Here is a 20,941-nt window from a genome sequence, read left to right as displayed (position 1 = left end):
CTTTTTTCATTTTTGCAATCTGTGTGTTAAAGGTAAGAAATTGTCTGCACACAGATCGGGTATTCGCCTACCGCGGGTTCCTCAAATTCCCCGTGCGATTTCTTCTAAATCACACAGAGAACTTCGAGGTATAACTTTAACTTCGTAAGTAGTGAAACCAACTTACACAGTTTTTGTCATAGTCCCAAAAATACCCAATGTTGGGTATTTTTTTTGTCAACTATAATCCTTTCCTTTGAAACTAACCAATTTCACTATGAAACTAAAAAACACCCCCTCCCCCCCACACACACATTTACTATCATTTAGTCTAATCTTTTTAGCGCTAATCTCATTTTGGTCCTGTACGCTCAATGAAATTGAGACTCCCGCACAATTAGAGGTGGCAGACCCACTTTCAAAGTCAAAGGATTACTATAATCAAGAAAAAACAACCCAAGGGAGCATGTATGCAAGAATACAGGCAGAACTTGAAGTTTATCCATATTGGGAAAGTTCAAAGTATCTAGTTGATGAGCAGATTTTAATAGTAGCTGCCCATAGAAAAGTACAGGCAACCTATTCACATGAATATCTACGCAGAATAGTATTTAATTTGATGCTAGCGGCCAAGTGATTAGAGGTGGTGTTTTAGAAATGTCCACCAAAGAGGAAAACTTGCTGCTAATCAATGAAGATATTTTAATCGAGGGCTTTCTGAATGGCATAAAATCTCCCAAAGTAACCTATTTATGGTCTGATTTTGCTTCTAGTCTTGTCGATGGTCTTCAAGCAAACGGATTGTCAGTTGAGCGATCCTTAGACCGTTTTCTCCAATCAAACACAGATATTTCAAATTTCAATTTTGAAAATTGCATAGACTGGTATTGGGTATATAGTAATGGCTGTGAAGAGTACAGTCATACGACTTGCGGATCAAGTTGCGAAGGAAATACCCAAGACGCTTGCTTGGATGATGGACAAAATGGTGGAGTAGGTGGAAATGGATTAGAGACCGAAGAGGAGGAGGAAATTGATATGGAAGTTTTATCTGATTGTCATAAAGATATTATTAAAAAATTGATAGGTTCATCACAGCAAGAATTCAAAAGAATATTTGAAAAATTTAACAGAAATCAACCAGTACCTGGAAATTATAATGTGAAATTTCAATACGGTACATGTCCGCTAGGGGCAACAGCTTGTACTAGTAAAAACATCCAAGACGGATGGGCTACCATCACCATCAGCCAATCCGTGAATCAAAACGCAACAGACCTTTCGTTTGCTAGGACCATGTTACATGAGACACTGCACGCTTATTTGATATTTGAACAGAACTACCCGTCAGATTGTGACCTGAACTGCTTACTAAACAACTATATCAGCAAATACGGGGGGAATAATTTAAATCCCGCACATCATAACCTGTATGTCGAAACAAAGTTCCTGAACGATATCGCCACCGAGCTGAGAAACTACGCTGCGGGTGCGGGATATAACGTAAACACCCTGGGAGATCAGTTTTTCAAGGATATGGCCTGGGGAGGGCTTCACGAAACGAACCTGTTTAAAGCAAAACCAATTTCTGAGCAAAATAGAATCAATGCCAGGGTAAAAGCTGAATTGACGGGCGGATCTCATACCTATGGGAGTAGCAGTGCATCGCCAATTGGTATTACAGCATGCGATTGAATTTGTGTTTTATGAAAAGATTTATATTCATGGTATTTTCTCTGTTCTTAATGCTTTCATGCACTGACAGGGAGGTGAAGGAGACCAGGCTTTTAATGAAATCCTTGGTGGCAGGAGAGGCGAACCACATTGTCGACACAGTACTTGTTTCAAATCAAGCCGTGACTGACTGGATAGAGAGGGCGGGTTTGGATTCCTGTATCCTTGGGGATTTGATAATGAACAACAAATTGGAGCTGGGATTATTTAAGTCAGAAAATTTCGAATCGGACTTTTTATCCGAATCGGATTACGAGAAGTTATGCAGAGAAAGCGTAGTCGATTTCCGATTTAGCCAGAAACATGTTCCCGAAGATGTATCGATTGTTCCGTATGAGTATATCCAGGGGTTACTTGAAAAATTTAGAGTTGATGGGCAGACACCAGAGATTGGGGGAATAGCTTGGTATAGTTTCTCAAGACCAGTGTTTTTTCAAAGCTACAAATATGCGTTTGTGTATTACGAAAGGTTTACCATCTCAGCTCCAATGATCGATGGCGGTACATCACTTTTGTTTTTTGAAAAATGCGATGATGGAGAATGGAAGTTGATATTATCCCAGATGCTGATGATGACATAAACCAAAGTGGGCTGATGATGGACGTAAAGTTACATTAATTGAGGGGGAGTTAGTAGATTGTATTATTCATAGAAAAGATGATGATACCGTAAGGAATTCCCTGGCTTGAAGTAGGATTACCAACTGAATAGAACCCGAACTCTATAACAAAAACTACTATGGAGCAATTCCGAGAGGGTAGAAAGCCTGTGAATAAAATGAAACCTTATATCTTCATCATTGGAATAGTTACCTTGACATGCCTGGGCTGCACAACGAGGGAAGAGAGGGAGATCAAAGCCTTGATGACCGCCGTGTTCCAAAAGGAGTTGGCGCTGGTCGCAAAGTCATTTTGTTTGAGGATGCAGAAACTAACTGGGAAGTTCCTTGGCTTGATTCTTGTTCGGCCGAAGGAATCCTGAGCCTGTAAAGCGATTTTCACCATAAAGTGTCGACTAAAGATATTTTTACACTGGAGGTTGTCGAAAAGATTTACAGGGAGGGGAGAGAACCCTACAGGTTCCGTAAGGAGATGTTTCCGGAGGGGATACATGTCTCTCCGGATAGGAGTCGGTATGACAGTATTGTGGAGGCGTTTTACAAACATCTCGGCGAACCGGAAATAGTCGAACTAGATATGGAACTGAGAAAATACATGAAGTACAAGGCGATTTCCAAACCGGTCTTCTTGCAAGGATACAGGTATGCGTTCTTGTACATCTCGAGAGAAGGTCCCCATTTCTCTGTCTACAAGAAGGATGACGGCGATTGGACACACTATTTTACAATTACGCTTATGTTGGTATAGATTAGAATCATTGGGGAATATCGCCACCGAACTGAGAAACTATGCTTCGAGTGTGGGTTATAACGTAAATACCCTTGGGGATCAGTTTTTCAAGGACATGGTCTGGGGTGGTCTGACTGAAACTGATGTTTTCAAAAACTCCAAAACTATAGCTGAACAAAACAGGATAAAAGATAGAATTAATGCGGAGATTAAGGGTGAGTCAGTCGTTAGAGCTGTAAACAATTCCAATGGTGGTTATACTAATATTGTAACGGCACCTAAGGCTTTGAAAGCATGTGATTGATATGAAAACATTAATAAAAGTACTCATTGTAGTTATTGGATGTGCGTCCTGTCAAACTAAGGAGCAGGAAGAGATTGCGTCCTTACTTGGGGCTATTTTCGAAAGGGATGTTGTAAGAGGCGATTCCGTCTATCTTATACAAGATGCCGTATTGGATTGGGAAGGATACCTGGAGGGTTCACAATGTGACTTTGAATGGTTAGAAGATTTTATGGGGAGCAACTCATTTAATAAAATAGAAGTATCAACCATATACACCGAAAAAGATGTCGAGCTTATATGCAATGAAATTGGTAAAACCTATAAGTTTTTGCCTACTCAGCTACATCCGCAGATTAGTCTTGTAGCTAAGGAAAGGATTGACAAAATGATTGCTTCCTTAGAAGAAAATGTAAAGAGAGGTGGCCCAATATATATTACCGAGGAAATGGACAAGTTTAGGTATTATGAAAAATTATCAAAACCCATTTTCACCAAAAACTATAGGTACGCAATAATATACAGGCAATCGGTTTGTTTTCCAATCCTTTGTGTTGGGCCAGTTTTGACTATTTATGAAAAAATAGATGGTACATGGAAACCGATTGCTGGGCAGAACTTCTATCTGGTTTGATAGGAGCTATCTACAGCTATTCAAGCCTCAAAGTTGCCTTGAGGCTTGAATATATCAGAAGTGAAATCTGGAACAACTAAATCGTTTGTTTGTTCAAGCCATTTTATTTAGATTGTTAAAAAAAGACATTGAGAGAAGGAGTTTCTTGCATCAAACAATTAAGTATTGAAGATTTTTTGATGACCACATATCAAGGGACCACTCCTTAAGGCAAAAAAGCATGTTAATATTTATGAGGGTTTTTAGTTACTTATTCCTTGTCAGCCTTTTGATTTCCTGTGGTAAAACTACCAAAGATGATACTGAGACTGGATTAGAAGGGTCGAGAGAAGACACCACACAAATACACGAATTTATCAATTTTCTTTATCTTCCATTAATTGAAAGAGATACGATATTCTTTTTGGTTGAGGAAGCTGTGTTTGATTGGAGAGGTAAGTTGCCTGAATCAAGCATGATTGGAATGCGAAATTTGTACCATTGGCATTAATTTCAGCAGAATTCCAATAGGTATTCTACCAGGGTGAAGAATATGTCTGTACTCGATGTGTTTAGTGGAGGAGATGAGTTTCAAAAGGTTTTACAAGAGTCTTTTGAAAAGTACACATTCCAAAAAAGCTATTTATCCAGCGGCATACAGCTTTTGGACCGGAAGTATATTCATCAGGCTCTCTTGTCACAAACGGATAGCCTCAAGGAAGATAAGTTACGGTTTTTGGAATTCTATGAAATCTCAAAACCAGTATTTTTTGGCGAAGCAGATCGATTTTGTTTCCTATACAGGTCGTATGTTTCCTATCATTGGGGTATAGGTTCAGGAAGTAATGCTATTTCAATCTATAAAAGAACCGACCAGGGGTGGAATGAAGTAGTAACATTCGGTTTAATAATGTACTAATTCTTCTCTGAATTTGGTCTCAAAATTATATGCAGGTCGTTTTAGGTATTCAGAGGGAGGTTTTAGAAGTACTGTCCTAGGTTAGATTGACATCAAGGTTTAGAAGCTAGACAAATAAAAAGCACAAAAAGAAAAATAAATTTAATCATTAAACCTTCAGCTGAACGTGGTTCGATAGATGGAGAAAGGGCCATGCTGGAAAGTCTCCTCAGTATCAAGTGCGCCGGGGCTAATGTGATTTTAAGTTACTTTGCGAAAGAGTTTGGGCTTTTAAAAATTAATAGATAGTTGCGGCAACGTAAAAATTAAACAGGTAACTATTTGATATCTCATTTTTTTTTTAATTGCTAGGAGTCTGGCCGGGCTATTAATCAATTTCTAACTTAAAATTTTAAACGAAATGAAAAAAATTGCATTGTTTTCAGCACTAGTAGTAGCTTCTATAGTTATGTTGAACAGCCCTGTAGAGGCGGCAAGTTATGAGCCGACTTACCCAGCCTGATGATGTGATTATCAAGGTTTTGAAAATTGTGTTAATTATAATTGCACAAGACCAAAGCCAAATAATTAGGTTTCATTTGGGGTTTGTTTCCACAATGGAACAAACCTCTCTTTTATTGAATATTTGCTAAAAGCAGACGGTCATAAAAAGTAATTTTCTTGAGTTTTTCTATACTAAGTTTCTTTTATCTAAAGCTAATTTTCCATGAAAAACACCTCTTATCTATTGAATTTCCTACTTCCTTTAGTTTTAATATCCTGCGGTCAATATGATCGAAAAAACACAAAAGCCATGCTTCAGGCCGATGGGGCAATTATAGAATTTCAGCTTGATGATCAGACGCCTAATGTTAGCATGGGGATGGATTATTATTCAGGATTGTTGTTCAACATCAATTGGGCTTACAACCAACTCCAGATTTATGATTTTGCCAGTAGAAAGCTAATCAAAAATCTAAATTTTGAGGTGGAAGGGGATCAGGGTGTGGGAGAACTCTTTGGATTTCATGTGTACAACTTGGACAGTATTTTCCTTTTCAGTCAGATGGATCCATTTATTTACCTAACCGATACTTCGGGTTTTGTTCGTCAAAAGATCAGGTACCAAATACCCGATGGTTATTCATCTGCCTTTGTTCATCCAGGTTATTTTCTTTCACCACCAGAATTAAGGTCAGGAGAATTGATCGTAAAAACACATTTTGCAGGCAATTACAGGGAAGTTGAGAATGCTACTTTAAAACAAATGCATATGGTTTATGCCATTAATCTTTCTACTGGAGAAACCAGGTTTTTAAGCCATACTTATCCGGAGGATTATCTGGCCAATGGCTTAAAGCATTTTGAGCCAAGTATCGCCAGAAGTAAGAATAAGATAGTTTATTCTTTTTTTGGTGACCACCGGTTGTTTTATGCTGGTTCTTATGATGAAAAACTCTCATCCATGGAAACGGCAAGTGCCTTTTTAGATAAAAACTTGAAATTGTTCCCGCTTGATGGGGGGAGATTTGAGACCCAGCAATACCTTCAAGCTTCTTCTAGGTATGAAAGTTTGGTTTATGACTCCTACCGTGAAGTGTTTTATAGGTTTGCTTATCCTACGCTTGAAGTAAGTGAAGAGAATGATGTACTTCGATTGAGAACAGCACCGGGGCCATTTGTGATCATGGTTCTTGACAATGACCTCAATATCTTAGGGGAGAGCTATTTTGAAAAGGGGAGTTATTTGCCTTCCAATTTTTTTATCAATGAAGAAGGTTTGTTTATTTCTCTTAATCACCCTGATAATCCGGAAAATAGTGAAGAGTACTTTAGGTTTCAGAAATTTTCTCTGGAATTTTTGGATAACTAAAAGCCAGGTATGAAAAATAAAAAGACCTGTCAGGTTTCAAAAACCTGATAGGTCTTTTTGAATTCTAAATAAGCGCTTAGAGTTCTTCTTCCCTCTCCAACATCAAAATTGAATGCTGTGGAACGATATAATACTTTTCTCCTTCATAGATCACTTCGTAGGAGCCGTTCAACAAGAAAATGGCTAGATCGCCTTCTTTGGCCTGCAATGGAATATATTTGATGGCTTCGTCCCTGTCTTTCCAAGGTTCATTATCTTCTACAGGAGCAGGAATGGGATAGCCTGGACCTGTTTTGATGATATATCCTTGCTGTACTTTTTCTTTTTCCTGTACGCCAGGTGGTAAATACAGTCCGGAAGAAGTCCTTTCATCCGCCTTTCTCAATTTGATCAATACGCGGTCTCCCACGATGATCAGTTTTTTCAGTTTATTGTCGGGAGTCAATTTCATAGGTATACTTATTAGGCTGTCTTGTGATAGAACCAAGATGCAAGAGACAAGAGGTAAGACTCGAATTGCCCACTTCAAAACGAATCTGTTCCCTTTTTTAGGGGCAAGAAAATAGATCTTTTTCGCTTCTGAAAGAAGGTTTTTTTAGGAATCAAAAACCAATTTTGCCCTTCATTCCTTTTTCCCCCAATTTTATTTTAAGAACAATATTCATCCCTATACGCCCCTAATATATCGCCGAAGGCATATATCAATTTATTTCGCACAAGCATATTTCATTCTCAATACCTCAAAATTTCTCCAAAAGAAAGTCTAGTCTCTCGCCTCTAAACTCTCGCTTCTAAAAAAAGAGGCATCCATATCAGATACAGATGCCGTCTTTTGTTGGTTCAGTTGATATTATTTTTTGTCTTCAGATACTTCTTCATAATCTACGTCTGATACACCATCACCGGCATTGCCCGTACCAGCACCTGCATCAGGTCCAGGTTGAGGGCCAGCACCTTGGGTGGCATTGTAGATTTCCTGAGAGGCTGCTTCCCAAGCCTTGTTGAGGCCTTCCATGGCGGAGTCAATACCTGCCAGGTTTTGGGTTTGATGTGCTGACTTCAAAGTTTCCAATGCAGAAGAGATATTCGCTTTATTGCCATCTGACAATTTATCACCATACTCCTTCAATTGCTTTTCAGTCTGGAAGATCAAACTGTCAGCCTGATTCAGTTTCTCGATTTTTTCTTTTTCTGCTTTATCAGCAGCCGCATTGGCTTCAGCTTCGCGTTTCATACGTTCGATATCGTCCTGAGAAAGTCCGGAAGAAGCTTCGATTTTGATTTTTTGCTCTTTACCGGTTCCTTTATCTTTAGCAGATACATTCAGGATACCGTTGGCATCAATATCGAAGGTCACTTCAATTTGAGGAACGCCCCTTGGTGCAGGTGGAATGTCGCTCAACTGGAACCTTCCGATAGACCTGTTGTCCTTTGCCAAAGGCCTTTCACCTTGTAAGACATGGATATCAACAGCTGGCTGGTTGTCAGCAGCGGTGGAGAATACTTCAGATTTTTTGGAAGGAATCGTAGTGTTGGCTTCGATCAATTTAGTAAATACACCACCCATGGTTTCAATACCCAAGGAAAGTGGCGTTACGTCCAAAAGAAGGACATCTTTCACTTCACCAGTTAAAACACCACCTTGAATGGCAGCACCGATGGCTACGACCTCGTCAGGGTTTACACCTTTAGATGGTTTCTTACCGAAGAATTTCTCTACTTCTTCCTGTATTTTAGGGATTCTGGTAGAACCACCTACTAAAATCACCTCATCGATGTCTGAAGGGCTCATGCCGGCATCTTGAAGCGCTTTTTTGCAAGGCTCCATAGATCTTCTTACTAGATTTTCAGACAATTGCTCAAACTTGGCCCTGCTTAAAGATCTTACCAGGTGTTTAGGACCGGTCTGAGTAGCCGTAATATAAGGCAGGTTGATTTCTGTAGAAGCTGAGCTGGACAATTCAATTTTAGCTTTTTCAGCAGCTTCTTTTAATCTCTGAAGGGCCATCGGATCTTTTCTCAAGTCCATAGACTCTTCCGCCATAAATTCATCGGCCAGCCAGTTGATGATCACTTGGTCAAAGTCATCACCTCCAAGGTGTACGTCTCCGTTGGTTGATTTCACTTCAAACACCCCATCTCCTAATTCAAGAATGGAAATATCGAAGGTACCACCACCAAGGTCATACACGGCGATTTTCATGTCCTTGTTTTTCTTGTCCATACCGTAGGCAAGGGCAGCTGCAGTAGGTTCGTTGATGATTCTTTTAACTTCAAGACCTGCAATTTGTCCTGCTTCTTTGGTAGCTTGACGCTCTGCATCGTTGAAGTAAGCTGGTACAGTGATTACAGCTTCAGTAACAGTCTGACCTAAGAAGTCTTCCGCAGTACTCTTCATTTTCTGAAGGATCATCGCAGAAAGTTCCTGAGGGGTATAGGATCTGTCTCCAATTTTTATCGCAACAGTATCATTTGTTCCCTGTTCAACTTTGTAAGAGGCATGTTTTTTCTCTTCGGAAACTTCAGAGAATTTTTTGCCCATAAATCTCTTTACAGAAGAAATGGTATTTGCTGGGTTGGTAATTGCCTGACGCTTGGCAGGATCACCTACTTTTCTCTCTCCGTTACCATTGTCCAAAAAAGCCACGATGGATGGCGTAGTTCTTCTTCCCTCTGAGTTTTGGATCACCACCGGCTCGTTTCCTTCCATTACGGCTACACAAGAGTTAGTGGTACCCAAGTCAATACCTATGATTTTTCCCATGTTAGTATATTTAATTTCTGTTATTGATTACAAATTCAGTTACAAATCCTATTGGACAAGGCTTGTGCCAAGTAGATTTCAATCCAAAATTGTGTCAGTTTGACAGATTTTATGTCAGCTAAAACTTCTTTGTATTCAAAAATTGTCATTGAATACAAATTAGTTTGTCAGGATTATAAAGTCATATCTTCAATTATTTCCCTTTTCTTGGTTTGTTTTTTCCATAGGGCCTGTCAGAAATTGTGTCATTTTCCTTTTTTACATTTTTCATGCAACCTCTAAAGAACTTTATGTATCTTGGTAGTATGAAAAGGGGATTTCATAAGAGGTTGAAAAGTGAAAGAAAAAGATGGGGCACAGTGCTGATAATCTGTGCTTTGAGTTCTTTTTATTTTTCTTCCCAGCTAACTTTAAAGTCTATAACCTATCACCTTACCCATCCCATAGAGTTTTTTAAAATGGAACAAGAAAATCCTTTCTCTAAGATTTTGACTATTTTTAGAACCGACAGCTTACCGGATAAGTTAAAAAGGTTCAGATTGTAATACATGCATTTACAGGATATTTACATTTATCCCATCAAATCTTTGGGTGGAATCAGGGTAGAAACTGCCAATTTGGAAGAAAGAGGTTTTCAATTTGACCGCAGGTGGATGTTGGTTGATCATGAAGGCACTTTTCTAAGCCAAAGAACATTTTCTAAAATGGCCTTGCTTCAAGTTGAGATTTTTTCTGACAAAATGGAGGTTTTTGAAAAAAATCAGCTTGAAATGAGGCTAACAATCCCATTTGATTGCAAAACTGATGGATTAATTGATGTCAGTATTTGGGAAGACACTGTCAAAGGACTGTTAATCAAAAAAGAGATCAATGATTGGTTCAGCGAGTCATTGGGTATGGATTGTCGTCTGGTTTTGATGCCTGAAAGCACAAGAAGAAAGCTGAAGCCCAAATATGCGGTCCATGGGGAATCTGTGAGTTTTGCAGATGCAATGCCTTATTTGATAATTGGCCAAAGTTCCTTGGATGATTTGAATATGAAATTGACAGATTCTGTACCTATGGATCGATTTAGACCCAATTTGGTGTTTAATGGCGGAGCACCATTTGAGGAAGATAACTGGAAAAAGGTGAAAATCGGAGAGGCAATTTTTAAAGTGACCAAACCATGCGCACGTTGTGTGATGACCACAGTGGATCAGCTTACCGGTGAAAAAGGAAAAGAACCCCTACGGACACTGTCCACTTACCGCACTTTTCAAAATCAGGTAATGTTTGGACAGAATATGCTATTGTTGGAGGGCAAGCAAGTTCAGGTAGGGGATGATGTATTACCGCTTTGAGTTTAATGAGAAAAAAAAGAGCCGGAAAAACCGGCTCTATTTGATTAAAAACTGAAACCCGTAGTCAGTTTAAAAAATGAATCATTCCCTTCTACCAAATCTGTCCCAAATGAGAATCTTGCATAGGGTCCTCCTCCTGGTTTGGTAAACTGGACATAAGGGCCTAACCATTGATAAACGTCAGTCGAAGCAGAAACATTAGATCCTCCGGTATTGATTAGATGTTCGAAATGTCCCCCAAATGAAAAGAAATCAGAGGCTTTGTAACCGAAGTTTGCCCAATAATGTAAGTAGGAAAGTGTCGTTCCGCTAGGGGGTGCTTCATTTCTCAATGGCGCATAAAAACCTGCATAGATCTGACCTTCAGTTTTAGCTTTGTCCAATCCTATTGTAAGGTTAGGTACTACACCATCTCCAAATCGTCCAGAGCCAAAAGTTCCTGAGGAAAGAAGGTTACCTCCAAGAATACCGATTTGAGGGTTGACAGAGACTCCGTCAGCTACATCAAAATTCAAACCCACCCCAAACTCAGTCCAGTTGCCCCAGGCACCACCTGTTCCGCCTGACCAAAGGATGCCGTAAAAGGTAAAAGCGGTGTTGTCACTCAATTTGTAATTGCCCTGAAAGAAGGGGTAAAATCCGAAGAATTGATCTGAATTCAAGCTGACATCGAAACTGAATTTGTCCTCTTCTTGTGCATTTGCTGTCTGGAAGGAAATAGCCAAAATAAATAGGGCTATCAGTGAACTGCTCTTAAGCAGTAAGGTAAACTTGTTTTTCATAGGTTGAATAGGTTTTGTGAATAATAGGTTTAATTTTTAACCAGCTTTAATCAAAAAAATGATTAAAAGCTAAGATTCGGTTTCTAAATTAATCATTAATTTCAATAAAGCAATGAAAAACAAATTTTGTGGTTAAAAAAATAACCAAATATCCGTTTTGTTGCCAAAATTTCAATCAAAAGCCATGCGTATTAAAAAATAAAAAGGCCATCCTGTTTGCAGAATGGCCTTTTTTATGATCTAGGATAACCTATCGGTAATTTTTTACAGTTTCTATAAAAACTTTTACCATTTCTGGATCTATGTCAGGATAGACCCCATGTCCCAGATTGGCGATATGCCTGGAACCCTTGAACTGATCCATCATGCGCTTGGTGGCAGCCTCTACTTCTTTCGGACTGCCATATAGGGCAGCGGGATCTAGGTTACCCTGTAAAGTTTTGAGATCACCAATCAGTTCACGCGATTCGGCAATGCCCATGTTCCAGTCCAAACCAATGGTTTCGCAGTTCAGTGCCCCCATTTCTTTTCTGGCAAAGAATGCTCCTTTGGCAAAGACTGTTTTGGGAACTTCTGTAATGGCATCACAGATTTGTGAAATATATTTCAAGGAAAATTCCTGGTAGTGATCAGGGGGCAGGATTCCAGCCCAGCTATCAAATATTTGAATCAGGTCTGCACCGGCAGCAATCTGCGCCTTGAGGTAATTGATGGTGCTGTCGGTGATCATTTTGAGCAGTCGGTGCGAAAACTTTTGTTGGGTATATAACATTGCCCTAGCTTTAGAGAAAGTTTTGCTTCCCGAACCTTCTATCATATAGGCAAAAATAGTCCAGGGCGCTCCGGCGAAACCTATGAGGGGAACCCGTCCATTCAATGCTTTTTTGGTGATCTTAATGGCATCAATGACATAATTCAAATCATCTACACCGTCAGCTATTCTGATTTTTTTAAGGTCAGCTTCAGATTTGATTGTTTCAGGGAACCAAGGTCCTCTTTTTTCTACCATTTCGTAGGGAAGACCCATGGCTTCCGGGATGACCAGGATGTCGGAAAAAATGATGGCTGCATCTACGTCTAAGATGTCTACCGGCTGAATGGTCACTTCAGCGGCCAATTCAGGCGTTTGAGCCAATTCGATAAAACCGCTTACGGATTCCCTAACAGCTCTGTATTCAGGAAGTATCCTTCCGGCCTGGCGCATCAACCAAACGGGTGTTCTTTCCACTTTTTCCCCTTTGGCCGCCCTCAATAATAAATCATTCTTCAATTGCATGGCGCAAAGATAGCTGAGGAAATTTTATTTTGTGAATAAGTCTTAAAAATTCAAATTAAGGGAAAAAAGAAAAACCCTCTGGGGGGAGGGTTTTCAATTTATGGGTCAATGTCCTTTCAGTTCCTTGGCTGAATCTTGATCACATCCTCTTCAGTAGCGCCGATGAGTTTCATCACTGCCTCGTAATCAGTAAAATCAATTCTGCTAGAAGCAAAATCAGCAGGTACTACTACAGCTCTGATCCTTTGGTTTCTAGTCCAAGAATTATCCAAAATCGCAGGATCAAATGTGGTTTCCATAAAGACAGAGAAATCATTTCTGGTAAAATCATAATTGTATATAAGCACCCCTTCTTCGAACAAAACAGTCTGTGGAAGCAATCTCCAAACCGGGTTGCCGTTGAAGGTTTCCCAGCGGATGAAAACCAAAACCACATCGCTAGGTTCAATAGCCCGAGTGAAATCAAAGTTTACTAAATAGCCGTTTTGGGCAGTAAAATCAACATTTGCTTCAAAGGCTTCCCCAACCAATATTATTCCTGGAGCTCCCTCAGGTCCAGGAGGTCCGGGAGGTCCCATTGGGCCTTCGCATGCCTGTAAAATGGCAACTATCCCTAGCAGTAGAATAAAGAGTGATCTTTTCATAAGTTGAATATTTAAAATGTGAGCACAGTAATTCAGACGAATAATGTTTTGGATTTGTTTATAATCTTTGCAATGTATTTTATCAATCTAAAATTATACCAAAATTTATTTTTCATCAGTCTGATAAATCCCGATGACCCTAACGTGTTCAGGACCAAGTATTTGGTCGACGTAGATGTTTGGAACCGGCATGTTGTTGGATTTTGCAAATTCTTCAATCTTTGACTTGACTTTATTAGGTCCGGGCATAACAAATCGGTTGGCTTCAATTTCTGCTACTATGGCTTCATGACCATCTAAAGACAGGATTTTTTTTCCGGATATATCCTCAAGCCATTTCTTCTCTATGCCCACAAAAACTTCCATGGTATCCAACTTTCCTGCAGGCTCCACATAATATATCGTGTGTAGAATGGACCCTGAATTTTCTTTTTGCAAGCCCTCAATCAGCATAAAAGAATTCCCTAAGGATTCATCCTGAGGTGTGCCTCTATAATGTATGCCTACCAATTCAATCTCACCCAGATCTTCTATTGAAATTTTTATTTCATTGAATCCTCCCAGGGCATTGAAAAAGTATAAGCCTGCTGCTATGAGCAACAAAAGAATGATTCCGGCAACTGTTTTTTTCATCTTTTAGAATATATACCTGACTCCAACACCGCCCTGGAACCTCAAATGTCCGAATCGGTCCAATAGCTCCATAAACAAGCCTGCTTCAATGAATACACTTAAAGGAAGGTCATCAAAATAATACTCTGCTCCTCCAAAAATTTCAGGGCCAAAGTCCAGATTCGTTCTGGTCTCCCTAAATAAGGCATTAGGGTTGCGAGGAGGGTCTGTATAGGAATAATCCACTTGTGTGCTCCTTAACTGGGCCCCCAAACCTCCATAACCTAACAAATAACCCAGATCTATACCGAAAAAATCGGTGATGTCTTCATGGTAAATCCCTCTTAAATTGAAAGAAAGTATGCTTCGGGTACTGTGACCGGCATAAAATGAATTGGAGCTTGGACGGTTGTTTTCGAATGACCTTTGGTAATACCTGGCATTGAAGGCCCCGGCACCTCCAAACATTCCTTCAATTGCAAAGTGGTCATCTACAAATTTTTTCATGGTGATGGACAAGGGTTCTCCTAGCCTTATCCCTATACCATCTTCCTGTGCCCAGGCAGCGAATGGCAGGTAAAATGCCATCAATAAAATAATTTTCTTCACGGTATTTGGTTTAGTTTAAATCTGCTCCATTAACGGCGCAAAAATAGGGCCTGTTGTGTTAAGTTGACAGGAAAATAGGAAAATTGAATCCAAAATCCAGGTCAGATGGCCATGGATTTCAATTGCATCTGATGCAATTGGGCATAATAGCCTCCTCTTTCCAAAAGAGATTCGTGGGTACCCACTTCCTTAATCTCACCTTGATGCAATACGATGATTTTGTGGGCTTTTTGAATGGTCGAAAGCCTATGCGCGATGACAATTGAGGTCCTTCCCTTCATCATTTTCTCAATGGCCTTTTGTATCATTTCTTCCGTTTCTGTATCTACTGAAGAAGTGGCCTCATCCAAGATGATGATTTCCGGATCATAAACCATTGCCCTGACAAAGGAAATCAATTGCCTCTGACCTACAGAAAGTGTTGCACCTCTTTCTTTGACATTATAATCTAATCCACCGGGAAGTTTTTCAATAAATTTTTTGGCTCCGACAAGTTTAGCAGCCTGCATTACTTTTTCCCGGCTGATATCCGGATTGCCAAGTGTAATATTATAATAAATCGTATCTGAGAAAAGAAACACATCCTGCAATACCACACCAATATGTTTTCTCAAAGTTCCCAGTTCAAAATCTCTGATATCTGTACCATCAATTTTGATGCTTCCTTTGTTGATCTCATAAAATCTTGAAATCAGATTGATGATCGAAGATTTTCCTGCGCCTGTAGCGCCGACCAAGGCTACTGTTTCCCCGTGTTTGACATCAAAATTGATGTCTTTCAACACCCATTCCTCATCATTATAAGCAAACCAGACATTTTCTACAGCAATGTTTCCTTTGATCTTTTCAGGTTTGAAATTGCCTTCATTGGGAATTTGTTCCTCGCTTTCAAGGAGTTTAAATATCCTTGAGGAGCTTACTACACCTAATTGGAGGGTATTGAAGCGGTCAGCTATCATCCTGATCGGACGGAAGAAGAGCTGTAAGTACATGATAAAGGAAATCAGAACCCCTACCTTGATGTCTGCATCAAAAACTCCGGTAGCACCGTACCATACCACCAAACCTATACCTATTGCCTGAATGATTTCTGCTACAGGGAAATAGATGGAATAGTAAAGTACAGATTTGATATGGGCCTTACGATGTTCTTTGTTGATTTCTTTGAATTTTTCCAGTTCCCTTTTTTCCCGGTTGAAAATCTGAACGATGTTCATTCCGGTAATGTGTTCCTGCAAAAATGAATTCAGGTTGGAAACGGCATTACGTACCTCGTTAAAGGCCACTTTGATTTTTTCTTTGAAAATGTAAGTAGAAATGATCAACAGTGGCAATGTACATAAACTGACCAGGGTAAGTTTCCAGTCAATGTAGAACATGACCGCTAAGATGGTCACCAGTTGGAGTAGGTCTCCGATGATCGCGGCTAGCCCTTCGCTGAATACATCTGCCAGGGTTTCTATATCAGAAATGTTTCGGGTCACCAATCTTCCTATAGGGGTATTGTCAAAAAACTTCAGCCGCATTTTCAATAAATGCCTGTACAATTTGATACGGATGTCTTTTATAATGACCTGTCCTATCCAGCCGGATAGATAAGTGTGGGCAAATTGTACAATGGCCTGCAGGGCCATTAAAAAGATCAAGAGGTAAATTATCTTGACCAGGCCTTTTCCGTCTCCGATCGCTACGTAATCATCTATGGCAACTTGGATATAATAAGGCCTTGTAGGTGCCAAAATGGCCAAAGCTATTGTGAGAAAAACCAAAAAATAGAACTGTGCCCTATAAGGCTTTACAAATTTGTAGAGCTTTTTAAGCACTTGGGTATCTATGATTTCCCCACTATGGACGTTTTCTTTTTCTAAGCTCAAAAGACCTAAGGTTTAAATAAACAGGTTGTCAGGATAGGTAATGTCGCATAAAAAGAGACCATGGGCAGGTGCTGCTGCCTTGGCTTCATTTCTATTTTTGCTGTCCAGAATTTTTTGAAAATCTTCGACAGTAATCTTGAAGGTTCCCACTTCAATCAGGGTGCCCACTATGGCCCGGACCATTCCTCTTAAGAATCGGTTGGCCGTTATATGAAATAACAAAAGCGGGCCATTTTGTTCCCAATAGGCCTCCTTTATTTTACAATGGAAGGTATTGACGTCAGTCTTTACTTTTGAAAAACACTGAAAATCCTCATGTGAAAGCAGGAGGGATGCAGCTTGGTTCATTAAGTGCACATCCGGGTTTTTATAAAGTTGCCATGCTGACTCTTGTTCAAATGGGTCTTTTCTAAGGCTTATCCTGTAGACATAACTCCTCCAGATCGCATCGAACCGGGTATGAGCCTCCTCTTTCACTTTTCTTAGGCTGTATCCGGCTATGTCTTTGGGGAGTATTCCGTTTAATTTTTTCAGGAAGTCATCCTCTTTTAAGTCCTCAGTAGTATCAAAATGGACAAATTGTCTGGAAGCATGAACGCCTGTGTCTGTCCGGCCGCTGCCCATAATTCCAGTATTAACACCCAAGATGGTGGAAATGGCTTTCTCCAATTCTGCCTGTACGGTATGGGCATTTTTTTGGATCTGCCAACCATGGTAATGGGTGCCTTTATAGCCCAATTCTAGAAAGTATCTGTTGGTTTTCATTTTCCAGACACAAAGATAGTATTCGTAGTCAAAAAATTATCTCCGTTTATCCAAACCTTGCGATTACAGAAATAACCCTTTTTCTTTGTTAAAATTTAGAAAAGTTATGATACAAAGAATTCAGACTGTTTTTCTTTTTTTGGTGGCTGTCGCAATGGTATTGGTGATGATGTTTCCAATATGGCATCAAGTAAATCCAGGACAGACCCAAATGATGACCTTAGATGCATGGAGCCTGGTGACCAAAGATGTGGCCAGTGGCGAAGTCATAGAATCTGATAATAAAATGATCATAGGTATCTTGGCTATAGTTGCGGCCATTTTGGCTTTGGTGAGTATTTTCCAATATAAAAATAGAAGCAAACAGATGTTGATCAATATGATTAATTCCCTGGTCATGGTAATCAATGTGGGGATGATTGTATGGATGAGCCATTCTGCCAATGAGGTTTTTAATCCAGCAGTAAATGGGGCTTTTGTTCTGGGCTTTTGGGCAATTTTTGCAGGTATGGTCTGTAACCTTTTGGCCAATAGATTTATCCGAAGGGATGAAATGCTCGTAAGGTCTGTTGATCGGATCAGATAACAGGAAAGAAAAATATCACAAGCCGACAGCAACAGCTGTCGGCTTTTTTTATCTTTATTATTTTAAATCAAGACATCATGAAAATCGAAACCATTGCCATACATGCAGGGACAATTATCACAGATAGCAATAGGCCGGTCATACAGCCCGTCACTTTGTCCACTACTTTTGAACATCATGAGGGTTCCTTGATTTATACTAGGGCCAATAATCCCAACAGAATGGCTTTGGAGCATGTTTTGACCCAATTGGAATATGGTGCAGATGCTGCCGCATTCTCTTCAGGTAATGCTGCATCTATGGCGGTGTATCAGGCATTGCCCGCTGGAAGCCATATCATTGCCCCAGACGATATGTATCATGGAATCAGAAAGCAATTGCTTGAAATATTCAAAGGTACCCATGAGACCAGCTTTGTGGATATGGCAGATCTTGGAGCAGTAAAAGCTGCTGTAAAGGAGAATACTAAGTTAATTTGGGTAGAGACCCCTTCCAATCCTTTATTGAAAATTTCAGATATAAGAAGTTTGATTAAAATTGCCAAAACCTATGGGCTTTTGTTGGTATGTGACAATACCTTTGCGACCCCTATGTTTCAAAACCCTTTGAATTTAGGCGCCGATTTGGTGATGCACAGTACCACAAAATTTCTCGGAGGGCATAGCGATATTTTGGGAGGTGCTTTGGTCACACGTGAAAAAAGTGAATTTTGGGAAAAGATAAGGCTGGTACAACATGTTGGAGGAGCCGTACCTTCACCTTTTGATTGCTACCTGCTGGCCAGGAGTATCAAAACCTTACCTTACAGAATGAAAGGACACCATGAAAATGCCATGAAACTTGCAGCATTTCTTACCAGTCATCCTCGCGTTGAAGAAGTGTTTTACCCTGGTTTAATAAGCCATCCCAATCATGAAATTGCAAGTTCCCAAATGAGAGGATTCAGTGGTGTGCTTTCATTGACAATCAAGGATGGTCCTGAAAAAGCAGATGAGGTAATTTCAAAACTTAAATACTTTACAAATGCTACAAGTTTGGGCGGAGTGGAAAGCTTAATAGAGAGGAGAGCGGCTGTAGAGGGACCTGATTCCAAGACACCAGCAAATTTGTTGCGAGTGTCTGTAGGTTTAGAAAATCCGGAAGATTTGATAGAAGATTTCAAAGAAGCGCTGGAGTATTAGTTTTTTGCAATTTTTTCAAAAATTAAAAGAGGTTGCCTTCAAGCAACCTCTTTTGGTTTTGTTTTTTTGCGAAATCAACTGAATAAAAAGCAAATTGGGTGAAGAAAGCAGCTTTTCTGTTCTAATTCCGTAAAACAAATAAAGCAATCTTTTTTCACTTTTGGAAACGAATATTGTATTATTTTCTTGCCGTTTGAAGTTTTTCAATATCCTTAATTTTCAGGTGATTAACCTGCCCATCCTTCTCTATCCAAACTCCTGTACTGAATTGCTTCGGCCAAATGTTCTACTTTGATGTCAGGTGCTTGCGCCAGATCAGCTATTGTTCTGGAAACTTTAAGGATACGGTCATAAGCCCTGGCAGATAAGCCTAACCTTTCCATGGCAGTCTTCAGAAGCAATTTTCCTGCATCATTGATGCTGCATATTTCCTTTACCATGTGTGAAGGCATCATGGCATTACAATAGATATCAGGATTGTTTTTGAATCTTTCCATTTGAATTTCTCTTCCCAAAACCACCCTGTCTCTTATGGATTTGGATGATTCTGATTTTCTGGTGGAAGTCATTTCGTCAAATTTCACTGGGGTCACCTCTACATGTAGATCTATTCTGTCTAAGAGAGGACCGCTGACCTTATTCAGATATCTTTGAACTACTCCAGGACCGCAGACACATTCCTTCTCGGGGTGATTATAGTAACCACATGGACAGGGGTTCATACTGGCAATAAGCATAAAGTTAGCTGGGTAATCTACAGAAACTTTGGCTCTTGAAATTGTTACCTTTCTTTCCTCCAAAGGTTGCCTCATTACTTCCAGTACCGTCCTTTTGAATTCCGGCAATTCGTCCAAAAACAACACTCCATTGTGCGAAAGTGAAATTTCCCCTGGCTGAGGATTTCCTCCACCTCCCACCAAGGCTACATCCGAAATGGTGTGGTGAGGCGACCGGAAAGGTCTTTGTGCTATCAAAGAGGCATTTTTTCCCAATCTTCCTGCTACAGAATGGATTTTGGTAGTTTCCAGAGCTTCCTGAAGACTGAGTGGAGGCAAAATGGATGGCAATCTTTTTGCGAGCATGGTCTTTCCAGCTCCAGGAGGTCCTATCATGATTACATTATGACCACCAGCCGCAGCGATTTCCATTGCCCTTTTGATGTTTTCCTGTCCCTGGACATCGGCAAAATCAAATTCATAATTTTCCAATGAGTTGAAAAAAATATCTCGGGTATCTGTGACAATTGGAGGTATGTTCAGTTCCCCCTCCAAAAAATCTATGGCCTCCTGTAATTTGTCTACACCAATGATATCTAGGTTATTGACGATGGATGCCTCGGATGCATTCTCCTTGGGAAGGATAAATCCTTTAAAGCCCTTTTTCCTTGCTTCAATAGCAATGGGGAGAACACCCTTGACAGGTCTTAATTCACCATCCAGGGATAATTCACCCATGATAACGTAAGATTCCAATTCCGGGAAATTGACCTGTTCAGAGGCTTTCAGTATACCGAGAGCAATCGGAAGGTCGTAGGCAGAACCTTCTTTACGGATATCGGCCGGCGCGAGATTGATGACTACTTTTTGACGTGGCATCCGGTATCCCGAGTACTTGAGTGCTGATTCTACCCTTTGCTGACTTTCTTTTACGGCACTGTCGGGAAGGCCTACCATATAAAAATTTGTACCCTGTCCCACATTTACTTCAATGGTGATCAGTTTGGCATCTACCCCGGATACCGCGCTTCCAAAAGTTTTTGCTACCATGATGTGCTA

22 protein-coding genes and 1 pseudogene are annotated in these 20,941 nt (G+C 40.0%); 13 read left to right on the top strand and 10 right to left on the bottom strand.

Annotated elements, in window-relative coordinates:
• Positions 1 to 256: 256 nt before the first annotated feature.
• The 10 genes and pseudogenes from CLV48_RS19755 to CLV48_RS19710 all read left to right on the top strand — a co-directional run bounded on the left by CLV48_RS19755 (position 257) and on the right by CLV48_RS19710 (position 6,730).
• Positions 257 to 616, top strand: coding sequence for a hypothetical protein (locus CLV48_RS19755; protein WP_106569027.1), 360 nt, complete (start codon positions 257 to 259; stop codon positions 614 to 616).
• A gap of 20 nt (positions 617 to 636) precedes the next feature.
• A complete protein-coding gene (locus tag CLV48_RS19750; protein WP_146140128.1) occupies positions 637 to 1,674 on the top strand; it encodes a hypothetical protein in 1,038 nt (345 codons plus the stop codon).
• An 11-nt stretch (positions 1,675 to 1,685) separates the two neighbouring features.
• Positions 1,686 to 2,294, top strand: coding sequence for a hypothetical protein (locus CLV48_RS19745; RefSeq protein ID WP_106569025.1), 609 nt, complete (start codon positions 1,686 to 1,688; stop codon positions 2,292 to 2,294).
• A 616-nt stretch (positions 2,295 to 2,910) separates the two neighbouring features.
• Positions 2,911 to 3,081, top strand: a complete 171-nt coding sequence (locus CLV48_RS20625; protein ID WP_170069062.1) for a hypothetical protein — start codon at positions 2,911 to 2,913, stop codon at positions 3,079 to 3,081.
• Positions 3,082 to 3,091: 10 nt separating this feature from the next.
• Positions 3,092 to 3,367, top strand: a complete 276-nt coding sequence (locus CLV48_RS19735; RefSeq protein WP_106569023.1) for a hypothetical protein — start codon at positions 3,092 to 3,094, stop codon at positions 3,365 to 3,367.
• Position 3,368: 1 nt separating this feature from the next.
• Positions 3,369 to 3,980, top strand: a complete 612-nt coding sequence (locus tag CLV48_RS19730; RefSeq protein WP_106569022.1) for a hypothetical protein — start codon at positions 3,369 to 3,371, stop codon at positions 3,978 to 3,980.
• Between the two features lie 232 nt (positions 3,981 to 4,212).
• Positions 4,213 to 4,470, top strand: a complete 258-nt coding sequence (locus CLV48_RS19725; RefSeq protein ID WP_106569021.1) for a hypothetical protein — start codon at positions 4,213 to 4,215, stop codon at positions 4,468 to 4,470.
• A gap of 42 nt (positions 4,471 to 4,512) precedes the next feature.
• Complete coding sequence (locus CLV48_RS19720; protein ID WP_106569020.1) at positions 4,513 to 4,878, top strand: hypothetical protein; 366 nt, start codon at positions 4,513 to 4,515, stop codon at positions 4,876 to 4,878.
• 144 nt (positions 4,879 to 5,022) lie between these two features.
• Positions 5,023 to 5,166 (top strand): annotated as a pseudogene (locus tag CLV48_RS19715) (porphobilinogen synthase); the annotation flags it as partial.
• A gap of 418 nt (positions 5,167 to 5,584) precedes the next feature.
• On the top strand, positions 5,585 to 6,730 hold the full coding sequence (locus CLV48_RS19710; RefSeq protein WP_106569019.1) for a DUF4221 family protein: 1,146 nt from the start codon (positions 5,585 to 5,587) through the stop codon (positions 6,728 to 6,730).
• Between the two features lie 76 nt (positions 6,731 to 6,806).
• Here CLV48_RS19710 and CLV48_RS19705 read toward each other — a convergent pair whose 3' ends face one another.
• Together CLV48_RS19705 and dnaK are read right to left on the bottom strand one after the other, a co-directional pair.
• Positions 6,807 to 7,181, bottom strand: coding sequence for a co-chaperone GroES (locus tag CLV48_RS19705; protein ID WP_106569018.1), 375 nt, complete (start codon positions 7,179 to 7,181; stop codon positions 6,807 to 6,809).
• Positions 7,182 to 7,580: 399 nt separating this feature from the next.
• The gene (dnaK, locus tag CLV48_RS19700) at positions 7,581 to 9,494 is read right to left on the bottom strand and encodes a molecular chaperone DnaK (protein WP_106569017.1); all 1,914 of its coding nucleotides are present in this window, start codon (positions 9,492 to 9,494) and stop codon (positions 7,581 to 7,583) included.
• A 548-nt stretch (positions 9,495 to 10,042) separates the two neighbouring features.
• Here dnaK and CLV48_RS19690 point away from each other — a divergent pair.
• A complete protein-coding gene (locus CLV48_RS19690) occupies positions 10,043 to 10,837 on the top strand; it encodes an MOSC domain-containing protein (protein ID WP_106569015.1) in 795 nt (264 codons plus the stop codon).
• Between the two features lie 44 nt (positions 10,838 to 10,881).
• Here CLV48_RS19690 and CLV48_RS19685 read toward each other — a convergent pair whose 3' ends face one another.
• From CLV48_RS19685 to truA, 7 genes are all read right to left on the bottom strand, one after another.
• Positions 10,882 to 11,619 carry a DUF6733 family protein gene (locus CLV48_RS19685; protein WP_245889621.1) on the bottom strand — a complete coding sequence of 246 codons (738 nt, stop codon included), beginning with the start codon at positions 11,617 to 11,619 and terminating at the stop codon, positions 10,882 to 10,884.
• A gap of 250 nt (positions 11,620 to 11,869) precedes the next feature.
• On the bottom strand, positions 11,870 to 12,895 hold the full coding sequence (gene hemE / locus CLV48_RS19680; RefSeq protein ID WP_106569014.1) for a uroporphyrinogen decarboxylase: 1,026 nt from the start codon (positions 12,893 to 12,895) through the stop codon (positions 11,870 to 11,872).
• Between the two features lie 116 nt (positions 12,896 to 13,011).
• Positions 13,012 to 13,539, bottom strand: a complete 528-nt coding sequence (locus CLV48_RS19675) for a hypothetical protein (RefSeq protein ID WP_106569013.1) — start codon at positions 13,537 to 13,539, stop codon at positions 13,012 to 13,014.
• 105 nt (positions 13,540 to 13,644) lie between these two features.
• Positions 13,645 to 14,172 carry a GyrI-like domain-containing protein gene (locus CLV48_RS19670; RefSeq protein WP_106569012.1) on the bottom strand — a complete coding sequence of 176 codons (528 nt, stop codon included), beginning with the start codon at positions 14,170 to 14,172 and terminating at the stop codon, positions 13,645 to 13,647.
• 3 nt (positions 14,173 to 14,175) lie between these two features.
• Positions 14,176 to 14,760, bottom strand: coding sequence for a hypothetical protein (locus CLV48_RS19665; RefSeq protein ID WP_106569011.1), 585 nt, complete (start codon positions 14,758 to 14,760; stop codon positions 14,176 to 14,178).
• Between the two features lie 101 nt (positions 14,761 to 14,861).
• Positions 14,862 to 16,634: an ABC transporter ATP-binding protein gene (locus tag CLV48_RS19660; RefSeq protein ID WP_106569010.1), complete on the bottom strand. Its 1,773-nt coding sequence runs from the start codon at positions 16,632 to 16,634 to the stop codon at positions 14,862 to 14,864.
• A 12-nt stretch (positions 16,635 to 16,646) separates the two neighbouring features.
• Complete coding sequence (truA, locus tag CLV48_RS19655; RefSeq protein ID WP_106569009.1) at positions 16,647 to 17,399, bottom strand: tRNA pseudouridine(38-40) synthase TruA; 753 nt, start codon at positions 17,397 to 17,399, stop codon at positions 16,647 to 16,649.
• Between the two features lie 106 nt (positions 17,400 to 17,505).
• On the opposite strand from truA, the gene CLV48_RS19650 reads away from it, so the two are divergent.
• Together CLV48_RS19650 and CLV48_RS19645 are read left to right on the top strand one after the other, a co-directional pair.
• Positions 17,506 to 17,985, top strand: a complete 480-nt coding sequence (locus CLV48_RS19650; protein WP_106569008.1) for a DUF4293 domain-containing protein — start codon at positions 17,506 to 17,508, stop codon at positions 17,983 to 17,985.
• A 77-nt stretch (positions 17,986 to 18,062) separates the two neighbouring features.
• Positions 18,063 to 19,166: a trans-sulfuration enzyme family protein gene (locus tag CLV48_RS19645; RefSeq protein ID WP_106569007.1), complete on the top strand. Its 1,104-nt coding sequence runs from the start codon at positions 18,063 to 18,065 to the stop codon at positions 19,164 to 19,166.
• Positions 19,167 to 19,393: 227 nt separating this feature from the next.
• Here the strand turns inward: CLV48_RS19645 and CLV48_RS19635 are convergent, their stop codons facing one another.
• Positions 19,394 to 20,932: a YifB family Mg chelatase-like AAA ATPase gene (locus tag CLV48_RS19635; protein WP_106569005.1), complete on the bottom strand. Its 1,539-nt coding sequence runs from the start codon at positions 20,930 to 20,932 to the stop codon at positions 19,394 to 19,396.
• Positions 20,933 to 20,941 lie beyond the last annotated feature (9 nt).

This window comes from Cecembia rubra, assembly GCF_003014575.1.
GTDB lineage: Bacteria > Bacteroidota > Bacteroidia > Cytophagales > Cyclobacteriaceae > Cecembia_A > Cecembia_A rubra.
This window is presented reverse-complemented; position numbering and strand designations above follow the sequence as displayed.

What these genes read in the sequence shown, in the direction of transcription:
- CLV48_RS19755 (WP_106569027.1), top strand. Translation starts at nt 257, where the DNA reads ATGAAACTAAAAAACACCCCCTCCCCCCCACACACACATTTACTATCA.
- CLV48_RS19750 (WP_146140128.1), top strand. Translation starts at nt 637, where the DNA reads ATGTCCACCAAAGAGGAAAACTTGCTGCTAATCAATGAAGATATTTTA.
- CLV48_RS19745 (WP_106569025.1), top strand. Translation starts at nt 1,686, where the DNA reads ATGAAAAGATTTATATTCATGGTATTTTCTCTGTTCTTAATGCTTTCA.
- CLV48_RS20625 (WP_170069062.1), top strand. Translation starts at nt 2,911, where the DNA reads ATGGAACTGAGAAAATACATGAAGTACAAGGCGATTTCCAAACCGGTC.
- CLV48_RS19730 (WP_106569022.1), top strand. Translation starts at nt 3,369, where the DNA reads ATGAAAACATTAATAAAAGTACTCATTGTAGTTATTGGATGTGCGTCC.
- CLV48_RS19725 (WP_106569021.1), top strand. Translation starts at nt 4,213, where the DNA reads ATGAGGGTTTTTAGTTACTTATTCCTTGTCAGCCTTTTGATTTCCTGT.
- CLV48_RS19720 (WP_106569020.1), top strand. Translation starts at nt 4,513, where the DNA reads ATGTCTGTACTCGATGTGTTTAGTGGAGGAGATGAGTTTCAAAAGGTT.
- CLV48_RS19710 (WP_106569019.1), top strand. Translation starts at nt 5,585, where the DNA reads ATGAAAAACACCTCTTATCTATTGAATTTCCTACTTCCTTTAGTTTTA.
- CLV48_RS19705 (WP_106569018.1), bottom strand. Translation starts at nt 7,181, where the DNA reads ATGAAATTGACTCCCGACAATAAACTGAAAAAACTGATCATCGTGGGA.
- dnaK (WP_106569017.1), bottom strand. Translation starts at nt 9,494, where the DNA reads ATGGGAAAAATCATAGGTATTGACTTGGGTACCACTAACTCTTGTGTA.
- CLV48_RS19690 (WP_106569015.1), top strand. Translation starts at nt 10,043, where the DNA reads ATGCATTTACAGGATATTTACATTTATCCCATCAAATCTTTGGGTGGA.
- CLV48_RS19685 (WP_245889621.1), bottom strand. Translation starts at nt 11,619, where the DNA reads ATGAAAAACAAGTTTACCTTACTGCTTAAGAGCAGTTCACTGATAGCC.
- hemE (WP_106569014.1), bottom strand. Translation starts at nt 12,895, where the DNA reads ATGCAATTGAAGAATGATTTATTATTGAGGGCGGCCAAAGGGGAAAAA.
- CLV48_RS19675 (WP_106569013.1), bottom strand. Translation starts at nt 13,539, where the DNA reads ATGAAAAGATCACTCTTTATTCTACTGCTAGGGATAGTTGCCATTTTA.
- CLV48_RS19670 (WP_106569012.1), bottom strand. Translation starts at nt 14,172, where the DNA reads ATGAAAAAAACAGTTGCCGGAATCATTCTTTTGTTGCTCATAGCAGCA.
- truA (WP_106569009.1), bottom strand. Translation starts at nt 17,399, where the DNA reads ATGAAAACCAACAGATACTTTCTAGAATTGGGCTATAAAGGCACCCAT.
- CLV48_RS19650 (WP_106569008.1), top strand. Translation starts at nt 17,506, where the DNA reads ATGATACAAAGAATTCAGACTGTTTTTCTTTTTTTGGTGGCTGTCGCA.
- CLV48_RS19645 (WP_106569007.1), top strand. Translation starts at nt 18,063, where the DNA reads ATGAAAATCGAAACCATTGCCATACATGCAGGGACAATTATCACAGAT.
- CLV48_RS19635 (WP_106569005.1), bottom strand. Translation starts at nt 20,932, where the DNA reads ATGGTAGCAAAAACTTTTGGAAGCGCGGTATCCGGGGTAGATGCCAAA.